This is a genomic window from Rhodovulum sp. P5, assembly GCF_002079305.1.
Lineage (GTDB): Bacteria > Pseudomonadota > Alphaproteobacteria > Rhodobacterales > Rhodobacteraceae > Rhodovulum.
Genome location: NZ_CP015039.1, coordinates 1,421,646 through 1,444,322 on the forward strand (window position 1 = coordinate 1,421,646; position 22,677 = coordinate 1,444,322).

The following is a 22,677-nucleotide window of genomic DNA, read 5'->3' on the forward strand; positions in this document are numbered from 1 at the left end:
GTCAGGACGGGGACGGCTTGCTGATCTCGCCTCCCCCCACAGCGGCACCGACGCCCGTCGTGGCCGGGCAGGTGGTGGGCAGGCCACGCGCGACGCGCACCGCAAGATAGGCGAAGGCCTGCGCCTCAAGCATATCGCCATTCAGACCGACCATTTCCACCGGAACGACCTCCAGACCGGTGCGTGTGGCGATCATGTCCATCATCACCGGGTTCAGCCGCCCCCCGCCGGTCACCAGCAACCGGTCCGGCTGGCGCGGCACATGGTCCAGCCCGCATGCGATGGCCGCAGCGACCACAGCGGTCAGGGTGGCCGCCGCATCCGCGTCCGACAGATGCGCCACGGCTTTGGCCAGACCGGCAAAGTCGTTCCGGTCAAGGGATTTCGGCGGCATGCGCAGGAAATAGGGATGCGCCAGCATCGCCTCGACCACCGCCGGGTCAACCTGCCCGCGGGCCCCCAGTTCACCGTCACGGTCGCATGCCCGGCCCAGCCGTGCCTGCATCAGATCGTTCAGCGGCGCATTTGCAGGCCCGGTGTCGAAGGCCAGAAGGGCACCGTCATCCTCAGGCCGCTCAAAACTCGGGTCGACCCATGTCAGGTTGCCGACGCCCCCAAGATTGACAAAGGCCAGCGGTGCCTTGGCCCCGATCCATTTTGCACAGGCGAAATGGAAGAACGGGGCCAGCGGCGCGCCCTGCCCGCCCAGTCGCACATCGTTGCTGCGAAAATCCCACGCCACCGGCACGCCAAGTGCATGGGCCAGAACGCGGCCATCGCCGACCTGATGCGTGCCCCGGCCCCGCGGATCATGGGCAAGGGTCTGCCCATGGAATCCGGCCAAGGCGATATCGTTGAACTGCGCCATAAGTTCCGCATGGGCGGTCTCGACGATCTCGGCGGCCTCGGCCACGCCGTCCTCCCCCGGCCAGCGGCCAAGCGCGGCGGCGATCCCCTGACGCTCTGCATCCGAATAGGCGCGGTAGGCCACCTCACCGAACGCCGTGATCGCTTCGCCATCGGTCACGACGACAGCGGCATCCACCCCGTCAAGCGACGTCCCCGACATCGTGCCCAATGCCCGTACGGGCAAGCCTTGCATCATGGCCTTTCCCTTGTCTGCCTGCCCCGATATATGACGGCGCAAATCCACCCTAAGGGAAAAGTGGCAATGACCTACCACCCCAAATCCGACTTCCTGCGCGTGATGATCGAGCGTGGCTTTCTGGCCGACTGCACCGATTATCAGGGGCTGGACGAGGCTTTTGCGGCTGGGGTCGTTCCGGCCTATATCGGCTTCGACGCGACGGCAAAATCCCTGCATGTTGGCAGCCTGATCCAGATCATGATGCTGCGCTGGCTGCAAAAGACGGGTCACAAGCCGCTGGTCCTGATGGGGGGCGGCACGACCAAGGTGGGCGATCCGTCCTTCCGCGCCGATGAGCGGCCCTTGCTGACGCCCGATCAGATCGATGCCAATATCGAGGGGATCAAGAAGGTCTTCGCGAAATACATCAGTTTCGGTGACGCGCCGTCAGACGCGCTGATGCTGAACAACGCCGAGTGGCTGGATGGGCTGAACTATCTCGATTTCCTGCGGGATATCGGGCGGCATTTCTCGGTCAACCGAATGCTGTCCTTCGAATCCGTCAAGTCGCGGCTGGACCGGGAACAGTCGCTCAGCTTCCTCGAATTCAATTACATGATCCTGCAGGCCTACGACTTCCTCGAACTCAACCGCCGCTACGGGTGCCGGTTGCAGATGGGCGGTTCCGACCAGTGGGGCAACATCGTCAACGGGATCGACCTGACGCGCCGCATCCTTGATCAGGAGGTGTTCGGCCTGACCTCTCCCCTTCTGACGACATCGGACGGCAAGAAGATGGGCAAGTCGGCCGACGGTGCGGTGTGGCTGAATGCCGACATGCGCAGCCCGTACGAGTTCTGGCAGTTCTGGCGCAACACCACCGATGCCGATGTGGGCCGGTTCCTGAAGCTTTACACCGAAATGCCGCTAGATGAGTGCGAGCGGCTGGGCGCGCTGGAAGGGTCGGAGATCAACGATGCCAAGATCGTTCTGGCCAACGCGGTCACGACCCTGTGCCACGGGGCCGAGGCGGCCGAGGCGGCCGAGGCAACCGCGCGCGAAGTGTTCGAAAAGGGCGGCGTGGGCGAAGACCTGCCCACCCTGTCCGTTACCGCAGACGAAGTCGGTGCGGGCATTTCGGTCGTTCAGTTGATCACCCGGTCGGGCTTGGCCAAATCGGGGAAAGAGGCCAAGCGCTTGATCGCCGAGGGCGGCGCGCGGTTGAACGACGCCCCCCTGTCCGACGCCAGTTTGATGATCGACGCCGGCATGCTGGCAGACCCGATCAAGCTGAGCGCAGGCAAGAAGCGGCACGCACTGGTCCGTCTGGCCGACTGAGAACCGGCACTTTCAGGGGCGCCAGAGCGGTGCGCCCCACTTCAAAGAAACGGCCCTCCCGAATATGTGGGAGGGCCGTTTTTCTATTCGTGATGCTCTTGAGGAAAATAGAGCGACTGGGTCAACCCGCGCGGCGCCGCATCAGACCGAGGCCCGCCAGACCGGTCCCAAGCAGCACCAGGCCCGCGGGCAGCGGCACCGGCGACGCCAGTGCGGCGACCTCGGCATAGGTCTTGAAGACCTGGCCCTCATCAAACAGGAAGCCCTCGAAATTCGTAAGACGCAGGCTGAACACATCAAAGCCGTTGTCGAAGCTCAGATCGAGAATATCGCCGTCGAGGACCACGCTCAGCATCTCGAAGGTGTAGTCATAGGCTTCGAACGTGTCGTAATCGTCGCCCCCGTCGAACAGGGAACCGACACCGCCGAAGACACCGCTGAAGTCAGCGCCGCCAAGGGTCAGAAGGTCGTCGCCTGCCCCGAGATTGCCCCCGCCAATGACCGTACCGATTGAGGACGCCGCGAAGACATCGTCGCCGCCCCGCAGGTTCACGGCAAGACCGGTCGGATCGGCAACACCCTGCGTGGTGCTTTCAAGCAGGCCGTAGTTGATCACGACGATATCCTGCGTGGCGTCGACATCGGTTTCAACGCCAACGGTGCCCGAGATGATCCCATAGTTTTCGATGTAGGACACCACCTCGTCCGGCGTGTCGACAAGCTCTGACGGATCGAAATCGATGGCCGCGTTGGTCGTCGAGCGGATCACCCCGGTAAAGTCGTTCAGCACGTAGCCCGAGTCGATATCGAGTGCATCCTGCGCCTCAAGGCTCGGATCGGCATCCAGATCGGCCTGGGTCTGGGTATTCTCCATGACGCCGAAGTTGTAGATCTCGGCATCCTCGCCAACCTGCACCGCATCGTCGAAGCCCAGGATCGTTCCGTAGTTTTCGATATAGGCGGTATGCTCGGCCTCCACGCCCTCACCAGCGGTGGATTCGATCAGGCCGTGGTTTTCCAGCAGGAGGAAATCGCCAACGTCGATCCCCTTGTTGGTGGCGATGATCGTGCCGGCTTCCCAGTTGACGATTGCGGCATCGTCACCGGCTTCGACGGCGTCGCCATCGGTCGTCTCGATCGAGCCGTAGTTTTCAAGTTCCAGCCATTCGTCAAAATCGATGGCCTTGTTCCCGGACAGGATCGCGCCCTCGTTGTAAATGTAGCCCCAACCGGCCTCGACCGCATCGCTGTCTGCGGTGATGTCGCTATAGTTGGCAAGGTCAAGGAATTCGTCGATATCCAGCGCCTTGCCGCCGGACACGATCGACCCGAAGTTCTCGACAATCGCGGTGGTTGCCTCTACCGCATCATCCCCCGTGGTGATCGCACCGTGGTTGCCAAGCCAGGACAACTCCCCCGCAATGTCGATGCCTTTCACGGTTGCGACGATATCACCGAAGTTGTCGATAAAGGCGCCATCGCCCGCGTCGATACCGTCACCGTCGCCACCGGCCACCGCAATCGTGCCGTCATTTGTCAGGAACAGCGAGTCGGCAACACGGATCACATCGTCATCGGTATTCTCGACGGTCGCGCCGAAAAGCACGTCCACGGTGACGCCGTTCAGCGTCTCTTGAACGAACCCGTCACTATCGGCACCGGTGCATGTCACCGTTGCGCCGTCGCCGAGGAAATCCGGCGTACAATCAGCCAAAGCGGATTGGGAAAACACCATAGGCAGCGCGATCAGCGCCGTGGTTAATAGATAACGTTTCACAGTTACACCCCCATACGGAACAATTATCGCAGCGTTAACCAATCCACATGAAGGTTTTGTGTCACTCGGGACGCGGCGCCCTATTCCGTCACTCTTACCGTCACCATCCGGTCCGGTTGCCCCAGAACGGCACCGTTCCGCCCCTTGCCGCGCTTGATGGCGTCGACAACGTCCATGCCGCCGGTGACCTGCCCCACGACGGTATACTGCCCGTTCAGAAACGCCCCCGGCGCGAACATGATGAAGAATTGTGAGTTGGCGGAATCGGGGTTCTGGCTGCGGGCCATGCCGACCGTACCGCGCTCGAACGGCAGATCGGAAAACTCGGCCTTCAGATCGGGCATGTCGGAGCCGCCCATGCCCGCGCGGCGCATATCGCTGCCAAACTTGCCGAATTCCACATCACCAGTCTGGGCCATGAACCCGTCGATCACCCGGTGGAACACCACGTCGTCATAGGCGCCTTGCTCTGCAAGCTCGGCGATGCGGGCCGCGTGATTCGGGGCTACGTCCTCCAGCAGATCGATGGTGATCGTGCCGTTGGCGCCTTCGCCCGCGATCTCGATTTCCAGCCCCGTCGCAAGCGCGGGGCTGGCGGCAAACGCCAGAAGAAGGGCCAGCTTACGCATCGGCGGCCACCTTGACGCTGATCATCCGGTCGGGATTCGCAGGCGGCTCCCCCCGGGCGATGTCGTCGACATGCTCCATCCCATCGATCACGCGACCGTAGACCGTGTATTGACCGTTCAGGAAGTGGTTGTCGATGAAGTTGATGAAGAACTGCGAATTGGCAGAGTTCGGGTTTTGCGAGCGCGCCGCGCCCAAGGTCCCGCGGTCATGGGGCAGCTTGGAAAACTCGGCCGGCAGGTCGGGCAGATCGGACCCGCCCGTACCCGCGCGGCGCATGTCGAAATCCTTTTCCGCGTTGCCATAGGCCACGTCGCCGGTCTGGGCCATGAAGCCGTCGATCACCCGGTGGAACACCACGTTGTCATAGGCCCCTGCCCGCGCGAGTTCCTTCATGCGCTCGGCATGTTTGGGCGCGACGTCGGGCAACAACTCGATAAGGACGGTACCGCCCTTCAGTTCCATGACGATCGTGTTTTCGGGATCTTTGATGTCGGCCATTGACCGGTTCCTTATGCCTGTTCTGTCGGGGGCGGAGCCTAGTGCGACCAATCGCCGATGAAAAGAGGCACCGAAATTGCAAGGATTGACCTTTGCCCCGCCTTTGGGCGAATTAGCGCCAACGCGAAAACCCTGGGAGGAGAGCGCATGGCCTGGAAGACCCTCGACGACATGGACCTTGACGGCAAGGTCGCACTGGTGCGGGTGGACATCAACGTGCCGGTCGAGGACGGCAAGGTGACCGACGCCACTCGGATCGAACGCATCATTCCGACGGTGATGGATATCCTTGAAAAGGGCGGTAAGCCCGTTCTGCTGGCCCATTTCGGCCGCCCCAAGGGACAAGTCGTCCCCGAGATGAGCCTGAAGGTCACCCTGCCCGCGCTGGAGGAGGCGTTCGGCCGGGGCGTGATCTTCGCCGATGACTGCGTGGGGCTGCCGGCGAAACAGGCCGTCGCGGCGCTGAGCGAGGGGGACATCCTGCTGCTGGAAAACACCCGCTTCCACGCAGGCGAGGAAAAGAACGACCCGGCGATGGCCGCCGCTCTGGCCGCACTTGGCGACGTTTACGTCAACGATGCATTCTCGGCCGCGCACCGCGCCCATGCTTCGACCGAGGGGATCGCAAAGCTTCTGCCCTCCTGCGCCGGCCGCAACATGGAAGCGGAGTTGAAAGCGCTGGAAGGCGCCCTGTCGAACCCCGAACGCCCGGTGGTCGCCGTTGTGGGCGGCGCCAAGGTTTCGACCAAGCTGGACCTTCTGGGCAACCTCGTCACCAAGGTGGACTACCTGGTGATCGGCGGCGGCATGGCCAACACCTTCCTTGCGGCGCAGGGCATCAATGTCGGCAAGTCGCTGTGCGAGCATGACCTGACCGGCACCGCGCGCGACATCATGGACAAGGCCAAGACCGCGGGATGCGAGATCGTTCTGCCCGTCGATATCGTCTGCGCCCGGGAGTTCAAGGCCGGGGCCGAGAACGAGACCGTTCCCACGGATGCCTGCCCCGAAGATGCGATGATCCTTGATGCCGGGCCGGAAAGCGTTGCCAAGATCGAGGACGTCTTCTCCAAGTGCAAGACCCTGATCTGGAACGGCCCGCTCGGCGCGTTCGAAATCAACCCCTTCGATTTCGCCACCAACGCGGCGGCAAAGAAGGCGGCAGACATGACCAAGGCCGGTACACTGACCTCGGTTGCCGGCGGCGGCGACACGGTTGCCGCGCTGAACGGTGCGGGCGCTGCGGAAGATTTCACCTACATCTCGACCGCGGGCGGTGCCTTCCTGGAATGGATGGAAGGCAAGACCCTGCCCGGCGTGGCAGCCCTCGAAGGCTGATCGCTGCAACAGTCCGGAATGGCGCCGTGCCGGCGCCATTCCGGCCATTTCCTTTGCGAATCACTTGCGCTAGAGTGCCCGCAGCCGTCCATCAGAGGCGGTGCATGGGGCATTCAGGATGAGCGGTATGCGCAGACGTCCGGCTTGGGGCGCGCTCGTTTTTCTGGGACTTGGCTTTTCAGCCTCGATCTATTTCACATTCGCCGCCGTTCAGGGCGACTATGGCCTGTTTCGTCGTGTCCAGATCGAGGCCGACATCCAGCGGCTGCGCAACGAAAAGGCGGCACTATCAGCCAGCCTGGAAGACCTCACCAACAGAACCCGCCGCCTGTCCGACGGCTATCTTGACCTCGACCTGCTGGACGAACGCGCACGCGAAGTGCTTGGCCTGATCCGGGCCGATGAGATCGTGATCCGCTAAGGCCGTCGCCACGCCCCTTGTCTCCGCGAATTCTTCCTCGCAATCCGCGTCGAGCTCTGTTAACATTTTGTTCAACGTTAAACCATTTTCGTGCGAGGGAGGCGCTGTCGAATGGCCACGCGCAAAGCACCAGCAAAATCAAATACGTCCAAGGAAGAGCTGCTGAAATTCTACCGTGAGATGCTGCTGATCCGTCGATTCGAGGAAAAGGCAGGCCAACTGTACGGGATGGGCCTGATCGGCGGTTTCTGTCACCTGTATATCGGGCAGGAGGCCGTCGTTGTCGGCCTGGAGGCCGCCACCGAAGAAGGCGACAAGCGCATCACCTCCTATCGCGATCATGGACATATGCTGGCCTGCGGGATGGACGCCAAGGGCGTCATGGCCGAACTGACCGGGCGCGAGGGAGGATACTCCAAGGGCAAGGGCGGTTCGATGCACATGTTCTCGAAGGACCGTCACTTCTATGGCGGCCACGGGATCGTGGGCGCACAGGTACCCATCGGCGCCGGCCTCGCCTTCGCGGACAAATACAAGGAAAACGGCCGCGTCACGTTCGTCTATTTCGGCGATGGCGCCGCCAACCAGGGCCAGGTGGCCGAGACCTACAACATGGCGGAGCTTTGGGACCTGCCGGTCATCTTCGTGATCGAGAACAACCAGTACGCCATGGGCACAGCCGTCAAGCGCGCCACGAAAAGCCCCGACTTCTGGGAACGCGGTGCAGCCTACGGGATCGAGGGCGAAGCGGTCGACGGGATGGACGTGCTGGCCGTGAAGGCCGCAGGCGAAAAGGCAGTGGCGCACTGCCGCGCTGGCAACGGCCCCTACATCCTTGAGATCATGACCTATCGCTACCGTGGCCACTCGATGTCGGACCCTGCCAAGTACCGCTCCCGCGAAGAAGTGCAGAAGATCCGCGAGGAGCGCGATGCCATCGAACATGTGCGCGAGCTGATCTTGCAGGGCAGCCACGCAACCGAGGACGAGTTGAAGGACATCGACAAGGAGATCAAGGGCATCGTCAACGAGGCGGCCGACTTCGCCAAGGAAAGCCCCGAACCCGCGCTCGACGAGCTTTGGACCGACATCTACGCCGACGCGGCGCCGCAGAACGCCTGAGGGGGACGACGACAATGGCTACCGAAATCCTGATGCCCGCGCTCTCCCCCACGATGGAGGAAGGCACGCTCGCCAAATGGCTTGTGAAAGAGGGCGATACCGTCTCGGCCGGCGATATCCTCGCCGAGATCGAAACCGACAAGGCCACGATGGAATTCGAGGCCGTGGATGAAGGCATTCTCGGCAAGATCCTGATCGAGGCCGGCACCGATGGCGTGAAGGTCAACACCCCCATCGCCGTTCTGGTCGAGGATGGCGAGGATGCCGATGCCGCCGCCGCGCAATCGGCCAGCCCCGCGCCGCAAGCCACCAAAACGCCCCCGCCGCGGCCCCGGCAGAACCAAAGGCCCCCGCGCCCGCGGCCGAACCGGATTTCCCCGAAGGCACCGAATTACGCTCCTGCACCGTGCGCGAGGCGCTGCGGGACGCCATGGCCGAGGAGATGCGCCGCGACGACACCGTCTTCCTGATGGGGGAGGAAGTGGCGGAGTATCAGGGTGCCTACAAGATCAGTCAGGGCCTTCTGGACGAATTCGGCGCCAAGCGCGTCATCGACACACCGATCACCGAACACGGCTTTGCGGGCTTGGGCGTCGGCGCGGCCTTCGGAGGACTGCGCCCGATTGTGGAGTTCATGACCTTCAACTTCGCGATGCAGGCGATGGATCACATCGTCAACTCTGCCGCCAAGACGCTTTACATGTCGGGCGGGCAGATGGGCGCGCCGATGGTGTTCCGCGGGCCGAACGGTGCCGCCGCCCGCGTCGGGGCACAGCACAGTCAGGACTATGCCGCCTGGTATGCCCATATCCCCGGCCTGAAGGTCGTGCAGCCCTACTCGGCCGCCGATGCCAAGGGTCTTCTGAAAACCGCGATCCGTGACCCGAACCCGGTCATCTTCCTTGAAAACGAGATCCTCTACGGCCGCAGCTTCGAGGTGCCGGTGCTCGACGATTTCACCATTCCCTTCGGCAAGGCCCGCATCTGGCGCGAAGGGTCCGACGTGACGATCGTCAGCTTTGGCATCGGCATGGCCCACGCGCTGGAGGCCGCAGACGCGCTCCACAAGGAGGGGATCGAGGCCGAGGTGATCGACCTGCGCACCCTGCGCCCCATGGACACCGCCACCGTGATCGAAAGCGTGAAGAAGACCAATCGCTGCGTGACGGTGGAAGAAGGCTTCCCGGTCTGCTCCATCGGCAACCACATCTCGGCCGTTCTGATGCAGGAGGCGTTCGATTGGCTGGATGCCCCGGTGATCAACTGCACCGGCAAGGACGTCCCCATGCCCTATGCCGCGAACCTTGAAAAGCTGGCGCTGGTGACCGCGAAAGAGGTGGTCGAGGCGGTCAAGCAAGTGACCTATCGCTGAGGAGACGCGGATATGCCCACGGAAATCCTGATGCCCGCGCTCTCCCCTACAATGGAGGAAGGCACGCTTGCGAAATGGCTGGTCAAGGAGGGCGACACCGTTTCGGCGGGTGACCTTCTGGCCGAGATCGAAACCGACAAGGCCACGATGGAGTTCGAGGCCGTCGACGAGGGGACGCTTGGCAAGATCCTGATCGCAGCCGGCACCGAGGGGGTAAAGGTCAACACACCTATTGCCGTTCTGCTGGCCGATGACGAAAGCGCTGACGACATTGGCGCCGCGGCCCCCACGCCGACAAAGGCGCCTGAGATTGAGACGGGCGACAAGTCGGCCCCTGCCGGTGGTTCCGCACCGACCGCATCGCCCCCACCCCCTGCGGCCGCTGACGGCACGCGCATCTTCGCCTCACCGCTTGCCCGTCGGATCGCCGCGGACAAGGGGTTGGATCTTGCGCAGATCACCGGCTCCGGTCCGCGCGGCCGCATCGTCCGGGCAGACGTCGAAAACGCCACCGCCGCCCCGGCCCCGAAATCTGCCGGATCAGCCGCGACCCCGGCCGCACCCGCGCCAATGCCCGCAGGACCGGATGCCGGTGCCGTCGCCAAGATCTACGCCGACCGTGACTACAGCGAAATTCCCCTCGACGGCATGCGCAAGACCATCGCCGCGCGGCTGACCGAGGCCAAGCAGACGATCCCGCATTTCTATCTGCGTCGAGATATCCGGCTGGATGCGTTGCTGGACTTCCGCGCGAAACTGAACAGGCAGCTGGAGCATCGCGGCGTCAAACTCAGCGTCAATGACTTCATCATCAAGGCCTGTGCACTCGCGCTGCAACAGGTGCCGAAGGCGAACGCTGTCTGGGCCGGGGACCGGATTTTGCAACTGAAAACCTCGGACGTGGCCGTGGCCGTGGCCATTGAAGGCGGGCTGTTCACGCCGGTTTTGCGCGATGCCGAGACCAAGACCCTCTCGCATCTGTCGGCGGAGATGAAGGATCTGGCAACCCGCGCGCGGGACCGCAAACTGGCGCCCCATGAATACCAGGGCGGCAGCTTCGCGGTTTCGAACCTCGGCATGTTCGGCATCGACAATTTTGACGCGGTGATCAATCCGCCCCATGGGGCCATCCTGGCTGTTGGCGCGGGGGTGAAGAAACCCGTCGTGACCGACGAGGGAACCATCGAGGCGGCGACGGTCATGTCGGTGACGCTCAGCGTCGATCACCGGGTCATCGACGGCGCGCTTGGGGCGGAGCTTTTGCAGGCGATCAAGGACAACCTCGAAAACCCGCTTGCGATGCTGGCGTAATATCAACCGTTACCGCAGTGGGGCCGGTCGGCCGACGGCTTGCCGGCCAGCGTCTTGCGATGGTCAACACCTGACCATCGCAGGAACCTGCCGTCCCAGCCGCGCCGTGCGGACGCAAAAAACGTGCTGCGACGTCGCAAAAGCAGGTGCAAAGCTGACGCAAGGGAAACGTCAGCGACGTTACAATTGAGAAACGCGCGTAACACGATTCACCCTAAACATCCTGCGCGTGCATCGTTTAGAACCCATCGACATACTAGTATGGTTGTGGGAAAGATTCCCGAGTATCGCATTCCAAGAGTAGAAATTCGGAACATCTCCGCAGGAGGCGACAAGATGAAAACGCTATGTGAAGTCTCTGACAGCGGCGAAATGCCGATCGGTACCAGCCTTGATCTGGCCTGTCTTCTCGAAAGCCTTCCCGCCCACAAACGCCTTGAAATCGCGGCACAATTGATTGTCGATACGGCTTATGACCAAGCCGGGCGCGTGGACACGGGGCTAGTTGCGACGCTGATCCGCGTGGCCGCAACGCTTGAGAAGTCGGCCCTCGCCCACTGATTGCGCACACCGTTCGGGCGCACGGCTTGTGATGCGCTGCAACCTTGTGTTGTCTTTGCTCTTGGGGCACCCTTTTTCCTAGCAAAGGACAACCGAGCGGGTTGCTACCATGCCGTCCAGCGTACTGGCGATATTTGGAGAGAATCTTAAAGACCTTTGTCAACTCAGGGAATCGCCGGCCCGAGTTGCGCGCGATCTGGATATCAGCCGGGTTCAGATGCACCGCTACATGAGCGGCGAGTCATTTCCCAAGCCCAATCAACTCAAACAAATCTGCGACTATTTCGGAGTCGATGCGCGTATCCTGACGGAACGCCTGACCGCGACCCAGATGGATGAGCTTGTCCATTATGGCAGACTTCTGAGGGCATGCGAAAGCAACCTCGCCGTCAAGGAAGCCGTCGATTACGTTGGCGACTTCGATCCGTTCTTCGTCCCGAGCCACGAACTCGGCGACGGCCTTTATCTGTATGTCACCCGGTCGCAGTTGCACGCAGGCATGCTGGGCCAGGCGTTGATGCAGGTGAAGACGCTGCGCCGCGGGCGGGTCGTTCGCACCGTGCTCCCGCGGCAGTACTCCGAGGGGTTCACCGGCAAAGATGAACGTGAAACTGCATCGGGACGCGACTTGCGCGGGATCGTGCTGCGCCATGTCGACGGATATTGCCTGCAGTTCTTCAACAGCAATCCCCGGCGGGTATCGTCGATGATCTTTCTGTCACCGGCACTGAACGCCGACCTGTCGACGTTCGAGGGCATCTACATGATTGCCCAAGGTGAACGGCAAGGCGTGCCGCGGGTCAGCCGCTGCCTTCTGCAACGCATTGAACCGTCTCCGCGCAACATCGTCGCCGCCGCGCATCGACCGCCCTACATCCCGTTCGAAGACGCACCCCTGGCGATACGCGACGCGCTTTCCAGACCGGTTGAGTGAGGCTGACCCCTCAGTCCTCCGCCTGCGCCTCCGCCCGGCTCTTGCCGGCCACGTCCAGCGCCAGTGTGGCCGCCATGAACTGATCCAGATCGCCGTCCAGCACGCCTTGCGTATCCGAGGTCTCCACCCCGGTTCTGAGGTCCTTCACCATCTGATAGGGCTGAAGCACGTAGGAGCGGATCTGGTTGCCCCAGCCGGCCTCGCCCTTGGCCTCGTGCTGGGCGTTGATCTCGGCGTTCCGCTTGTCCAGTTCCATCTGGTAAAGGCGCGATTTCAGCGCCTTCATGGCGATATCGCGGTTCTGGTGCTGTGATTTCTCGGAACTCGTCACCACGATGCCCGTGGGAATGTGGGTCATCCGCACGGCCGAGTCCGTGGTGTTGACGTGCTGCCCGCCCGCGCCCGACGACCGATAGGTATCGACACGGATATCGGCGGGGTTCACCTCGATCTCGATATTGTCGTCGACCACGGGGTAGACCCAGACCGACGAAAACGAGGTATGCCGCCGCGCCGCACTGTCATAGGGGGAGATGCGCACCAGCCGATGCACCCCCGATTCCGATTTCAGCCAGCCATAGGCGTTGTGGCCAGAGATCTTGTAGGCGGCGGACTTGATGCCCGCCTCTTCACCCGGCGTTTCCGACTGAAGCTCTACCTTGTAGCCATGCTTTTCGGCCCAACGCACATACATCCGGGCCAGCATCGAGGCCCAGTCGCAGGACTCCGTCCCGCCCGCGCCCGAGTTGATTTCAAGGAACGTGTCGTTGGCGTCGGCCTCGCCGTTCAGCAATGCCTCAAGCTCTTTCTGCGCCGCCTTTTCCCGAAGGCACTTCAGCGCCGCCTCGGCCTCCTTCACGACATCGTCGTCTTCCTCCATCTCGCCCAGTTCGATCAGCTCGATATTGTCCTCAAGCTCCTGCGCGATGGATTTGTAGCTGTCCACGGCATCCACGAGCGACTGCCGCTCACGCATCAGCTTTTGCGCGCGGTCCGGATCGTTCCAGAGATCGGGATCCTCGGTCATCGCGTTGAACTCTTCCAGCCGGTGTTCGGCGGTCTCCCAGTCCATCCGCTGGGCGAGAAGGTTCAGCGACTTCCGGATATCCTCGACTGTGTTCTGCGCATCTGCACGCATCGGCTGCGCCTCTGTTGCTATGGGGATGTCAGATGGGCGTGATAGCCCGTTGCGCCGGCACGGGCAAGCTCAGTAAAGGCCGCCAGAGGACAGGGTGCCGAAACTGGCCTTGGGGCCAACCACGGCTTTGCGCCCGGAGGATGTGGTCACGCTTTGCACCTGCGAGTCGTCCCCGTCTTCGCCGGGGGCGAAAAGCGGCAGGTCCTGCGCCATCGCGAAGCCACCCGTGATGGCATTGCCGACAAACCCGATGAACGGTTCTTCGCCACTGCGGAAATACTCTGCCACGACATTGCTGCCGGACGCCTCGTCGGGCAGGCGCACCCCGCTGTAGCGGTCGATCTTGATAAAGCGTCCGCCCGGCGGCACCTTGAACGGCCCGCCGCCATATTTCGCCGTCGCATCCTGCATGAAGTCGTTGAAGACCGGCGCGCACATCGACGACCCATAGGCCCCCGGCCCCAACGGCCGCGGCCGGTCGTAGCCCATGTAGCAGCCAGCCACGATGTTCGACGTGAAGCCTATGAACCACACATCACGGGCGTCGTTCGTCGTCCCGGTCTTGCCCGCCGTCGGCACACCCAGCTTGACCCGACCGGCCGCGGTGCCCCGTTCGACCACGCCCCGCATCATGGAGGTGAGCTGATAGGCGGTGATCGCATTCATCACACGCTCCCGGTCGCTGACGATGGTCGGCCCGCGCCAGGGGGGCAGGTTCTCCACATCGCAATCGATACAGCGGCGCGGGTCATGGCGGTAGATGGTCTTGCCGTTGCGGTCCTGCACCCGGTCGACAAGCGTGGGTTCCACCCGCTCCCCGCCATTGGCGAACATCGCATAGGCCGCAACCATGCGGTAAAGCGTGGTCTCCTGGCTGCCCAGCGCGTTGGCCAGATACGGTTCCAGCCGGTCGTATACGCCGAACCGTTCGGCATAGCCGGCCACCGTCTCCATCCCGATTTCCTGCGCGATCCGCACGGTCATCAGGTTCCGCGACCGTTCGATCCCGGTACGCAGCGGCGTGGGGCCATAGAACTTCCGGCTGGCGTTCTGGGGACGCCAGATACCGGCCCCGGTATCGATCTCGATCGGCGCGTCTATGACAATGGTCGCGGGCGTGAAACCGCTGTCGAGCGCCGCGGCATAGACGAACGGCTTGAACGACGACCCCGGTTGCCGCGTGGCCTGCGTGGCGCGGTTGAAGACCGAGTTCTGGTAGGAAAAGCCGCCCTGCATCGCCAGTACCCGCCCGGTATTGACGTCCATCGCCACGAACCCGCCCTGAATCTCGGGCACCTGGCGCAGTGTCCAGCGGATGAAACGGCCATCCTTGTCGGCCGTCATGCGGCGGACATGGACGACATCTCCGATCTCGAAATTGTCGCGGAAGCTGCCCTGCATCCACGAAATGTCCTCTCGTGGCACGACGAAGGGCTCGGCCCCTGTTTCCTGCACGCCCTCGATCCCCAGACGCATCTGCCGGTCGCCGACCTGCAGCACCACGGCCGGATACCAGGTACCATCCAGATCGATATCTCGGGCCACCTCGACCTCTGCCAGTGCGGCGCGCCACGCGGCCTCGTCTTTCAGCTTGGCAGGGTCGATCTTTTTGCCGGCCCCCCGCCAGCGCCCGGTTCCCCGGTCGTATTTCTCCAACCCGAGGCGCAGCGCGCGCGCGGCCTCTTCCTGAAGCGCGGGGTCGAGTGTGGCCCGCACTGTCAGCCCACCACCGAAGAATTCCTCGGTCCCGAAGTCGCGCGACAACTGGCGCCGGATCTCATCGGTGAAATAATCCCGCGGCGGAAGACTGGCTGCAAACGGCTCGAAATCCCCGTTCTGCACGGTGCGCAAGGGGGCCGCCCGCGCGGCCTCATATGTGGCCTTGTCGATATATCCGTTCTCGAACATCTCGCGCAGGACGAAATTCCGCCGCTCCACCGCGCGTTTCATTTCCCGCACGGGGTGATAGTTCGACGGCGCCTTCGGCAAGGCGGCCAGATACGCCGCCTCTTCCACGCTCAACTCGGCCAGCGTCTTGTTGAAATAGGACTGCGCCGCGGCGGCCACACCGTAGGAGTTCTGCCCCAGGAAGATCTCGTTGAGATAGAGTTCGAGGATCTGCTCCTTGTTCAGGGTGTCCTCGATCCGCGTCGCAAGGATCAGTTCCTTGACCTTCCGCTCGCCGGTGCGCTCCCCCCCCAGCAGGAAGTTCTTCATCACCTGCTGGGTGATGGTGGAGGCGCCCCGCACCGTTTCGCCCCGCGTGCGCACAGCCTCGACAATCGCGGCAACGATCCCGCGGGCGTCATAGCCGTGATGGGAATAGAAATTCTTGTCCTCGGCCGAGATGAAGGCCTGTTTGACCAGGTCGGGGATCTCGTCGGCGGGCGCGAACAGGCGCCGTTCCTCCGCGAATTCGTCGATCAGCCGCCCCTCACCGGAATAGATCCGGCTGATGGTCTTGGGCTGATAGCTGGCCAGTTCCTCATGGTTGGGCAGGTCGCGGGCATACATCCAGAAGATGGCGCCGATCATCAGCGCCCCGGCCACCATCCCAAGTGTGATAAGGCTGAAGATGGCCCCGAGGAGGGAAAAGACGAAACGGATCACTCTGCGTGGGCTCCATGGTCTGGCATCCGACACATATACGCGGATGGCCGATGCGGGTCAAAAGGATCACGGTCATCACCGACCGACCAATCCCCGTCACACGCGATGGTGAATGGCTTTCCGGCGATGTGGGCCAAACACACGTTCGGTGCAACACCCCGGCGCCTAACTGGTGACACTTCCTGCCTTTTAGCGTCTCAGCAGGGCCGCCTCTGCCGCGTCCTCCACCGCCCATGCGGACAGGCCGGCCAAGATCCCCTCCACGGCCTTTGCCCGCCAGTCCGGCGAGATCAGGTTCGCACGGTCGCCCGGCGACGACAGAAACCCAAGTTCGATCAGGACCGAAGGGATATCGGGCGATTTCAGCACCGAAAAATCGGCCGACAGGCGGGGACGCTTGTAAAGGCGCCCGACACTGGATTGCAGCCCGGCGACAATGGCATCGGCCAGGCGGTCCGACCGCGGGGCCGTTTCGGTGCGGGCCAGATCCATAAGGACGCTGGCAATCACGTCGTCCTGCTCCGTCAGGTCGACACCGGCCAGCAGCGCGTCGCGATCATGCCGTTCGGCCAGCAGGGCCGAGGCCGCATCCGATGCCGTCTCGGCCAACGTGTAAACCGTGGCGCCCGAGGCATGCCCCTCGGCCAGCGCATCCGCATGGAGCGACAGGAACACATCGCCATGCGCCTTGCGGGCGATATCGATCCGCGTCTCCAAAGGGACAAAGTGATTGGCGTCGCGGGTCAGAACCACGTCGAACCCCGCCCGTGTCAAAGCCTCGCTCAATGCACGGGAATATATCAGCATCAGGTCGGCCTCGCGCACGCCGCCCCGCTCTGCCCCCGGATCGATCCCGCCATGTCCCGGGTCGAGGATCACGCGCAAGGGTCGTGTCCCGTCCTGGCGTCTGGGCGGTGGCGGCAGGTCTTCGGCTTTGGGCAGTCCCCACAGGGCGGAGGCCGGTTCCCGGCTTGCTGCGGCAAACGCCTCCGCCGTGGCCGGGCGCAGCGTGAGATCGAGACGCGCCCGACCGTTGGAGGGGTCGCGCCGCATCTCGGCGGTCTGAAGCATCTGCGGCCCCGCAAGGTCGAGAACCATCCGCGACCAGCCCGCCTGCACCGGCCCGGCGCGGATGGCCCGCACGCGGTCGGTGGCGACAAGGGCGCGCAGGTCCACGCCAGACCAGTCGACGGTTCTGAAGTCCGCCACCAGACGCGGCGGCGCATCCAGGGTGAACACCCGATAGGGCACCGGCTGGCTAAGCGTCAGATGTACCGATATGCCCCCCCGGCGCGCCTCTGCGATCGCCGAGCCCGCCGGATCAAGACGTGCCAGCGCGCTTGTCGTGCCCGAAAGGGCGGGCGATGACGGTGCCATGAGGCACAACATCAGCGCCAGAAGCTGGCCGATGGGTTTGAGGGATCGCATGACTGCTCGGCTTCGTTTTTCTTTGCGACAGGATAGCGCACAATCGGAACGAGAAAAACGGTGGATCCGAACCGGTGCCACCCCACCAACGAAAACGGCCGCCCCGTGGGGCGGCCTTTCGCTTTCAAACGCGACAGATCAGGACTTCGACAGCCGCTCCGCCACATTTTCCCAGTTGACGAGATTGTCGAGGAAGTTGGTCAGGTAGGCCGGCCGCTTGTTGCGGAAGTCGATGTAGTAGGAATGCTCCCACACATCGCAGCCCAGAAGCGCGGTTTGGCCAAAGCACAGCGGGTTCACGCCGTTCTCGGTCTTGGTGACCTTCAGCGTGCCGTCGGTGTCGACCACCAGCCAGCACCAGCCGGACCCGAACTGCCCCACCCCGGCCGCCGAGAAATCTTCCTTGAATTTCTCGACCGAACCGAATGCATCCTTGATCCGCGCTTCAAGCTCGGACGGCATGGCGCCCTTGCCCGGGCCCATCATTTCCCAGAACTGGCAGTGGTTCCAGTGCTGCGAGGCGTTGTTGAAGATGCCGTTCTGCGCCACGGCACCGGACTGGTACGTGCCCTTGACGATGTCCTCAAGCGACTTGTCCGCCCATTCGGTGCCTTCGATCAGCTTGTTGCCGTTGTCGACATAGGCCTTGTGGTGAAGGTCGTGGTGGTATTCCAGCGTTTCCTTCGACATGCCCGCATCCGCAAGCGCGTCATGGGCATAGGGAAGGTCGGGAAGTTCGAAAGCCATGGGGCCCCCTTCTTGGTTAATGAACTGCGTCACTTCGCCCTAGATGGAGGTCACTTTCAAGACACGTCAAGCCCCGGCGAGGAAATACCCCACCGAAGCACCCTCCTGCGCCGCATTGGCCAAGAGGTCGAAGACGTATACGGCCACCGAGCGGAAACAGATCAGTCCCAACGCCCCCTCGCCCTCGGCCCATATCGCGACGGGCACCTGCGCCAGCCGCGTGCGGCGGCAACTGCCGGGCGGGAATGCCTCGGGCGACATATCCGCCGGGGTAAGCTTGGCCAGCACCTCACGCGCATGGGGGCCGCTGACGCGAAAGACGGCGCGCGCATCCGAGACATCCGCCACGGTGGCGTGAAAGCCTTCCAGCGTTTTCTCTATGGTCGCGATGGTCCGGGTGACCTCCTGATAGGGCACGAAGACCAGCAATTCATCGGGCGCCATCCACGCGATGCCGTGTTCGCCCAGCCCCGATCCCTCCAGCGGTCCGGGCATGTCGACGCCCGCGACACCGGTCGCCGCGTTCTTGATCCGCGGATCGGACAGGTCGCCCTTGAGCGTTATCATGCCCTGCAACGGGCGTTCCTCAACGGTGGCGATGCCTGTAAAGCGACGCCCCCCAAGGGCGGTGACGGGTTCAGACATTCTGCTTCTCCCCTTCGGGATCGTAGAAGACGGGATTGACGATGCGGGCCTTGACGATACGGCCATCGGTTCGGGTAAAGGCAATCACCTCTCCCGTCCGCTCCGGCCCGCGGCGGACCAGTCCCATGGCAATCCCCCGCCCCAGTGTGGGCGAGAAATAGGTGGAGGTCACGCGGCCTTGGGTCCTGCGCTGCCCGTTGGCGTTCATGCCCTCGTCCGCGGCATAGGCCCCGTCGGGCAGCACGCTGCCATCCAGCGTTTCCAGCCCAACCAGCTTCCACCGGTCGGGGTCGGTCATGTGCACCCGCTCTTGCGCGCGCTTGCCGATGAAATCGTCCTTCTTCTTCGACACGGCCCAGTCGAGGCCAAGATCCTGCGGGATCACAGTACCGTCGGTTTCATCCCCGATCATGACAAAGCCTTTCTCGGCGCGCATGATGTGCAGCGCCTCGGTCCCGTAGGGCATCACGCCAAGATCGGCCCCCGCGGCAAGGCAGGCATCCCAGAACCCGCGGCCGCGGCTGGCGGGCACGGCGACCTCAAAGCTCAACTCACCGGAAAAGGAGATGCGGTAGACACGCGCGGGGACCCCGCCCAAGTCGCCCTCGGCCCAGCCCATGAAGCTCAATGCCTCTGCCGACAGGTCCATCCCGCCGAGCCGATCCAGCAAGACCCGCGCCTTTGGCCCGACCACGGCCACTTGCGCGAATTGCTCGGTCAGGTTGACGACATGCACGTTCAGATCCCACCACTCGGTCTGAAGCCATTCCTCCAGATGCTGGTGCACATGCTCTGCCCCGCCGGACGTCGTGTGGCAGAGGAAGCTGTCGTCCGACAGCCGCGCCACGACACCGTCATCCATCAGGAAGCCGTTCTCGGAACACATCAGCCCGTAGCGGCAGCGCCCCGGCTTCAGGGTCGACATCATGTTGGTATAGACGTGGTCCAGGAAGACACCGGCATCCGGCCCCTTCACCAGGATCTTGCCGAGGGTCGAGGCATCCAGCAGCCCGACATTCTGGCGTGTATTCGTGACCTCGCGCCGAACGGCCTTGGTCACGCTCTCGCCTTTGCGCGGATAGCAATAGGGGCGGCGCCACTGGCCCACGGGTTCGAAATGGGCGCCGTTTTCCTCGTGCCAGTCCTGCATGGGGGTGCGGCGCACGGGCTGGAACAGGTTCCCCCGCGCCTCGCCCGCGATCGCGCCAAAGGTCAGCGGCGTATAGGGCGGGCGGAAGGTCGTCGTGCCGACGCGGGGGATCTCTTCCTCCAGCGCATCGGCCAGCACCGCCAGACCGTTGATATTGGAAAGCTTGCCCTGATCGGTGGCCATGCCCAGCGTGGTATAGCGCTTGGTGTGCTCGACGCTTTCATACCCCTCGCGCGCGGCAAGCTGGACGTCCGACACTTTCACGTCGTTCTGGAAGTCGAGGAACATCTTCATGCGCAACTCGGGCCCGGCCTTGGCCGGTACGATCCATTGCGGCAAGGTCGGCGCCTCGGCCGGTGCAGCGGCCCAAACCGCGGCGGGTTCAGCGTCATAACCAGCCCCCGATGCCGCGGCGGCCCCCGCCCGCCCGCCATCCAGAAGGCAGGCATCATGCTTCAATGCCCCATTGGCCGCCCCCGCGGCATGGACGAACGCCCGCCCGTTATAAGAGGTCGGCGCGCGCTGGGCATCGGGGCGGAACATGGCGTGCCCCTCATCCCATGTCAGCTTGCCCCCGCAATGGGACCACAGATGCACCGCCGGCGACCAGCCGCCCGACATCGCGACCGCGTCGCATTTGATGACATCGGTCGGCAAACCGATCCCACCCGCGGGACCGATGCCCACCCCGGTGACGCGGCGGCCCCCCTTCACCTTGACCACCGCCTTGCCGGTCAGCACGCGCAGGCCCTTGTCCCGCGCTGCCGCGGGCAACGGGCCGTCCGCGGTTGGGCGCAGGTCGAGGATTGCCGGAACCTCCATCCCCGCTTCGACCAGCGTCAGTGCCGTGCGATAGGCGTCATCGTTGTTGGTCACGATCACGGTCCGCCGACCCGGCGCGACGGCCCAGTTCACCACATAGTCCCGCACCGCCGAGGCCAGCATGACCCCCGGCACGTCATTGCCGGGGAAGGACAGCGGCCGTTCGATGGCGCCGCCCGCCGTCACGATCTGGCGGGCGCGGATCTTCCACAGCCGGTGCCGCGGCCCCGGCAAGTCGGGCGCATGATCGGTCAGGCGTTCATGGGCCAGCACGTAGCCATGATCGTAGACCCCCGCCGCCTGGCAGCGCAGGCGCAGGGCCACATTGTCCATTGCCTGAAGCTGCTGCACCGCATCGGCCACCCATGCGTCCGGGGCCTGCCCGTCTATCTCGCCGCCATCCACCGGCGCGCGGCCGCCCCAATGGGCCGTTTGCTCGACCAGCAGAACCTTTGCACCTGCGCGCCCAGCGACCAGCGCCGCCTGCAAACCGGCCACGCCGCCCCCCACGACCAGAACATCGACATGGGCATGGAAATGTTCATATGCATCCGGGTCCGTTTCAGTCGGCGCCTTGCCCAGCCCCGCGGACTGCCGGATCACCGGCTCATACACATGTTTCCAGAAGGACCGCGGCCAGAGGAACGTCTTGTAGTAGAACCCACCCGGCAGGAACCGGGCCAACCGCGCATTGATCGCCCCGATGTCGAAGGCAAGTGAGGGGAAGGTGTTCTGGCTTTCCGCACTCAGCCCCTCAAACAGCTCGGTCATCGTGGCGCGTTGGTTCGGCTCGAACCGGCCACGCGTGCCAAGCCCGACCAGCGCGTTCGGCTCCTCCACGCCCGAGGCGACGATCCCGCGCGGGCGGTGATACTTGAACGACCGCCCGACCAGAACCCGGTCATTGGCCAGAAGGGCCGCGGCCAGTGTGTCCCCGGCGAACCCGTCATGCTCGGCCCTGTCAAAGGTGAAACGACGCCGCTGGCTGCGGTCGATCAGGCGACCGCCTTCGGGAAGACGAAAACTCATGCCTCTGCCCCCCAAACAAAGTCGGGATACCTGACGGCGATGGCGTCCAGAATGTCCCGCGGCGGGGCGCTCACCTGCGCGGGATAGGTTCCGAAGACCTCCAGCGTGACGGTGTCGCGCGCGGCGTGAAACCACTTCCCGCAACCACGGGCGTGGCGCCAGCGTTCAAAGTGAACGCCCTTTGGGTTTTGTCGGTGGAAAAGATAGGCCTCAAACGCCGCGTCGTCAGAGCCGGGGCCCCGACGCGTCAAATGCGCCTCGCCCCCGGGGGCGAGTTCGGTCTCATCAACGGCAGCGCCGCAATACGGACAAGTCAGCAGAAGCATCGCGCCCCCTTTGCCTGAGAATCGATCAGACGTTCGGGGGCGCGGTCTGCGGCCCCCTTATTCCTCGGGAAGCGGGTAGACCTGAACGGTCTGGTCTTCAGACCCGCTGTAGACGTTGGCCACAATGACGCCCAGCGCGATCGGGACGAGGATCCCGCCGACAAGGGCGATCCACTTCGCGGCGGACGCGGGCACCAGTACTTCGTGATCGTTGTTGTCAGACATGCGCGGCTCTCCGATTTGCGTTTGGGGCAACTTATTCGAACCGCGGAAAGGGTCAAGGCGACCAAACGCCCGGAAAGCCCCTCTGCGACACCGAAGCCCACACCCGGGGAAGCTAGGGTCGCGTGGTTAACGGGGTATGAAGAGCGGTTGTCCGTCGGACGGGCGAAG

General features: G+C 63.6%; 19 protein-coding genes and 1 pseudogene. 8 read left to right on the plus strand and 12 right to left on the minus strand.

Features of this window, described 5'->3' with window-relative positions:
* Position 1: 1 nt before the first annotated feature.
* Complete coding sequence (locus tag RGUI_RS06955; protein ID WP_081532383.1) at positions 2 to 1,105, minus strand: anhydro-N-acetylmuramic acid kinase; 1,104 nt, start codon at positions 1,103 to 1,105, stop codon at positions 2 to 4.
* Between the two features lie 66 nt (positions 1,106 to 1,171).
* Between RGUI_RS06955 and tyrS the strand changes: the two genes are divergently transcribed.
* Positions 1,172 to 2,425 (plus strand): tyrosine--tRNA ligase, encoded by a 1,254-nt coding sequence (gene tyrS / locus RGUI_RS06960; protein WP_081532384.1) that lies wholly within the window; start codon positions 1,172 to 1,174, stop codon positions 2,423 to 2,425.
* Positions 2,426 to 2,546: 121 nt separating this feature from the next.
* Here tyrS and RGUI_RS06965 read toward each other — a convergent pair whose 3' ends face one another.
* From RGUI_RS06965 to RGUI_RS06975, 3 genes are all read right to left on the minus strand, one after another.
* On the minus strand, positions 2,547 to 4,139 hold the full coding sequence (locus tag RGUI_RS06965) for a VPLPA-CTERM sorting domain-containing protein (RefSeq protein WP_172841098.1): 1,593 nt from the start codon (positions 4,137 to 4,139) through the stop codon (positions 2,547 to 2,549).
* Between the two features lie 143 nt (positions 4,140 to 4,282).
* On the minus strand, positions 4,283 to 4,831 hold the full coding sequence (locus RGUI_RS06970; RefSeq protein ID WP_081532386.1) for a peptidylprolyl isomerase: 549 nt from the start codon (positions 4,829 to 4,831) through the stop codon (positions 4,283 to 4,285).
* Positions 4,824 to 5,330 (minus strand): peptidylprolyl isomerase, encoded by a 507-nt coding sequence (locus tag RGUI_RS06975; protein ID WP_081532387.1) that lies wholly within the window; start codon positions 5,328 to 5,330, stop codon positions 4,824 to 4,826. Before RGUI_RS06975 ends, RGUI_RS06970 begins: the two co-directional genes overlap by 8 nt.
* Before the next feature lie 147 nt (positions 5,331 to 5,477).
* Between RGUI_RS06975 and pgk the strand changes: the two genes are divergently transcribed.
* The 7 genes and pseudogenes from pgk to RGUI_RS07010 all read left to right on the plus strand — a co-directional run bounded on the left by pgk (position 5,478) and on the right by RGUI_RS07010 (position 12,389).
* Positions 5,478 to 6,668 carry a phosphoglycerate kinase gene (gene pgk, locus RGUI_RS06980; RefSeq protein ID WP_081532388.1) on the plus strand — a complete coding sequence of 397 codons (1,191 nt, stop codon included), beginning with the start codon at positions 5,478 to 5,480 and terminating at the stop codon, positions 6,666 to 6,668.
* Positions 6,669 to 6,795: 127 nt separating this feature from the next.
* The gene (locus tag RGUI_RS06985) at positions 6,796 to 7,089 is read left to right on the plus strand and encodes a septum formation initiator family protein (protein ID WP_081532389.1); all 294 of its coding nucleotides are present in this window, start codon (positions 6,796 to 6,798) and stop codon (positions 7,087 to 7,089) included.
* Between the two features lie 111 nt (positions 7,090 to 7,200).
* Entirely contained in the window at positions 7,201 to 8,211 is a 1,011-nt protein-coding gene (pdhA, locus tag RGUI_RS06990) for a pyruvate dehydrogenase (acetyl-transferring) E1 component subunit alpha (RefSeq protein WP_081532390.1), read from the plus strand.
* Positions 8,212 to 8,225: 14 nt separating this feature from the next.
* Positions 8,226 to 9,583: pseudogene (locus RGUI_RS06995) on the plus strand (pyruvate dehydrogenase complex E1 component subunit beta).
* 12 nt (positions 9,584 to 9,595) lie between these two features.
* Positions 9,596 to 10,894 carry a pyruvate dehydrogenase complex dihydrolipoamide acetyltransferase gene (locus RGUI_RS07000; protein WP_081532391.1) on the plus strand — a complete coding sequence of 433 codons (1,299 nt, stop codon included), beginning with the start codon at positions 9,596 to 9,598 and terminating at the stop codon, positions 10,892 to 10,894.
* Positions 10,895 to 11,266: 372 nt separating this feature from the next.
* Complete coding sequence (locus RGUI_RS07005) at positions 11,267 to 11,455, plus strand: hypothetical protein (RefSeq protein WP_172841099.1); 189 nt, start codon at positions 11,267 to 11,269, stop codon at positions 11,453 to 11,455.
* Between the two features lie 109 nt (positions 11,456 to 11,564).
* On the plus strand, positions 11,565 to 12,389 hold the full coding sequence (locus RGUI_RS07010) for a helix-turn-helix domain-containing protein (RefSeq protein ID WP_156882895.1): 825 nt from the start codon (positions 11,565 to 11,567) through the stop codon (positions 12,387 to 12,389).
* A gap of 10 nt (positions 12,390 to 12,399) precedes the next feature.
* On the opposite strand, the gene prfB is transcribed toward RGUI_RS07010, so the two are convergent.
* From prfB to RGUI_RS21135, 8 genes are all read right to left on the minus strand, one after another.
* Positions 12,400 to 13,527, minus strand: a complete 1,128-nt coding sequence (gene prfB, locus RGUI_RS07015) for a peptide chain release factor 2 (protein WP_081532394.1) — start codon at positions 13,525 to 13,527, stop codon at positions 12,400 to 12,402.
* A 69-nt stretch (positions 13,528 to 13,596) separates the two neighbouring features.
* Positions 13,597 to 16,137: a penicillin-binding protein 1A gene (locus RGUI_RS07020; RefSeq protein ID WP_081532395.1), complete on the minus strand. Its 2,541-nt coding sequence runs from the start codon at positions 16,135 to 16,137 to the stop codon at positions 13,597 to 13,599.
* A 189-nt stretch (positions 16,138 to 16,326) separates the two neighbouring features.
* Positions 16,327 to 17,565 (minus strand): N-acetylmuramoyl-L-alanine amidase, encoded by a 1,239-nt coding sequence (locus RGUI_RS07025; RefSeq protein WP_253798963.1) that lies wholly within the window; start codon positions 17,563 to 17,565, stop codon positions 16,327 to 16,329.
* Positions 17,566 to 17,703: 138 nt separating this feature from the next.
* Entirely contained in the window at positions 17,704 to 18,312 is a 609-nt protein-coding gene (locus RGUI_RS07030) for a superoxide dismutase (RefSeq protein ID WP_081532396.1), read from the minus strand.
* Positions 18,313 to 18,378: 66 nt separating this feature from the next.
* A complete protein-coding gene (locus tag RGUI_RS07035) occupies positions 18,379 to 18,957 on the minus strand; it encodes a sarcosine oxidase subunit gamma (RefSeq protein WP_081532397.1) in 579 nt (192 codons plus the stop codon).
* Complete coding sequence (locus RGUI_RS07040; protein ID WP_081532398.1) at positions 18,950 to 21,958, minus strand: sarcosine oxidase subunit alpha family protein; 3,009 nt, start codon at positions 21,956 to 21,958, stop codon at positions 18,950 to 18,952. Before RGUI_RS07040 ends, RGUI_RS07035 begins: the two co-directional genes overlap by 8 nt.
* Positions 21,955 to 22,284 (minus strand): sarcosine oxidase subunit delta, encoded by a 330-nt coding sequence (locus RGUI_RS07045; RefSeq protein ID WP_081532399.1) that lies wholly within the window; start codon positions 22,282 to 22,284, stop codon positions 21,955 to 21,957. The genes RGUI_RS07040 and RGUI_RS07045 overlap by 4 nt, the downstream gene beginning before the upstream one ends.
* A gap of 57 nt (positions 22,285 to 22,341) precedes the next feature.
* Complete coding sequence (locus RGUI_RS21135; protein WP_156882896.1) at positions 22,342 to 22,509, minus strand: hypothetical protein; 168 nt, start codon at positions 22,507 to 22,509, stop codon at positions 22,342 to 22,344.
* Between the last annotated feature and the right edge of the window lie 168 nt (positions 22,510 to 22,677).

Coding starts and splice junctions, on each gene's coding strand:
- RGUI_RS07000 (WP_081532391.1), top strand. CDS start 9,596: ATGCCCACGGAAATCCTGATGCCCGCGCTCTCCCCTACAATGGAGGAA.
- RGUI_RS07010 (WP_156882895.1), top strand. CDS start 11,565: ATGCCGTCCAGCGTACTGGCGATATTTGGAGAGAATCTTAAAGACCTT.
- RGUI_RS07040 (WP_081532398.1), bottom strand. CDS start 21,958: ATGAGTTTTCGTCTTCCCGAAGGCGGTCGCCTGATCGACCGCAGCCAG.
- RGUI_RS07045 (WP_081532399.1), bottom strand. CDS start 22,284: ATGCTTCTGCTGACTTGTCCGTATTGCGGCGCTGCCGTTGATGAGACC.
- RGUI_RS21135 (WP_156882896.1), bottom strand. CDS start 22,509: ATGTCTGACAACAACGATCACGAAGTACTGGTGCCCGCGTCCGCCGCG.
- pgk (WP_081532388.1), top strand. CDS start 5,478: ATGGCCTGGAAGACCCTCGACGACATGGACCTTGACGGCAAGGTCGCA.
- RGUI_RS07030 (WP_081532396.1), bottom strand. CDS start 18,312: ATGGCTTTCGAACTTCCCGACCTTCCCTATGCCCATGACGCGCTTGCG.
- pdhA (WP_081532390.1), top strand. CDS start 7,201: ATGGCCACGCGCAAAGCACCAGCAAAATCAAATACGTCCAAGGAAGAG.
- tyrS (WP_081532384.1), top strand. CDS start 1,172: ATGACCTACCACCCCAAATCCGACTTCCTGCGCGTGATGATCGAGCGT.
- RGUI_RS07025 (WP_253798963.1), bottom strand. CDS start 17,565: ATGCGATCCCTCAAACCCATCGGCCAGCTTCTGGCGCTGATGTTGTGC.
- prfB (WP_081532394.1), bottom strand. CDS start 13,527: ATGCGTGCAGATGCGCAGAACACAGTCGAGGATATCCGGAAGTCGCTG.
- RGUI_RS06975 (WP_081532387.1), bottom strand. CDS start 5,330: ATGGCCGACATCAAAGATCCCGAAAACACGATCGTCATGGAACTGAAG.
- RGUI_RS06985 (WP_081532389.1), top strand. CDS start 6,796: ATGCGCAGACGTCCGGCTTGGGGCGCGCTCGTTTTTCTGGGACTTGGC.
- RGUI_RS07005 (WP_172841099.1), top strand. CDS start 11,267: ATGCCGATCGGTACCAGCCTTGATCTGGCCTGTCTTCTCGAAAGCCTT.
- RGUI_RS07035 (WP_081532397.1), bottom strand. CDS start 18,957: ATGTCTGAACCCGTCACCGCCCTTGGGGGGCGTCGCTTTACAGGCATC.
- RGUI_RS06970 (WP_081532386.1), bottom strand. CDS start 4,831: ATGCGTAAGCTGGCCCTTCTTCTGGCGTTTGCCGCCAGCCCCGCGCTT.
- RGUI_RS06955 (WP_081532383.1), bottom strand. CDS start 1,105: ATGATGCAAGGCTTGCCCGTACGGGCATTGGGCACGATGTCGGGGACG.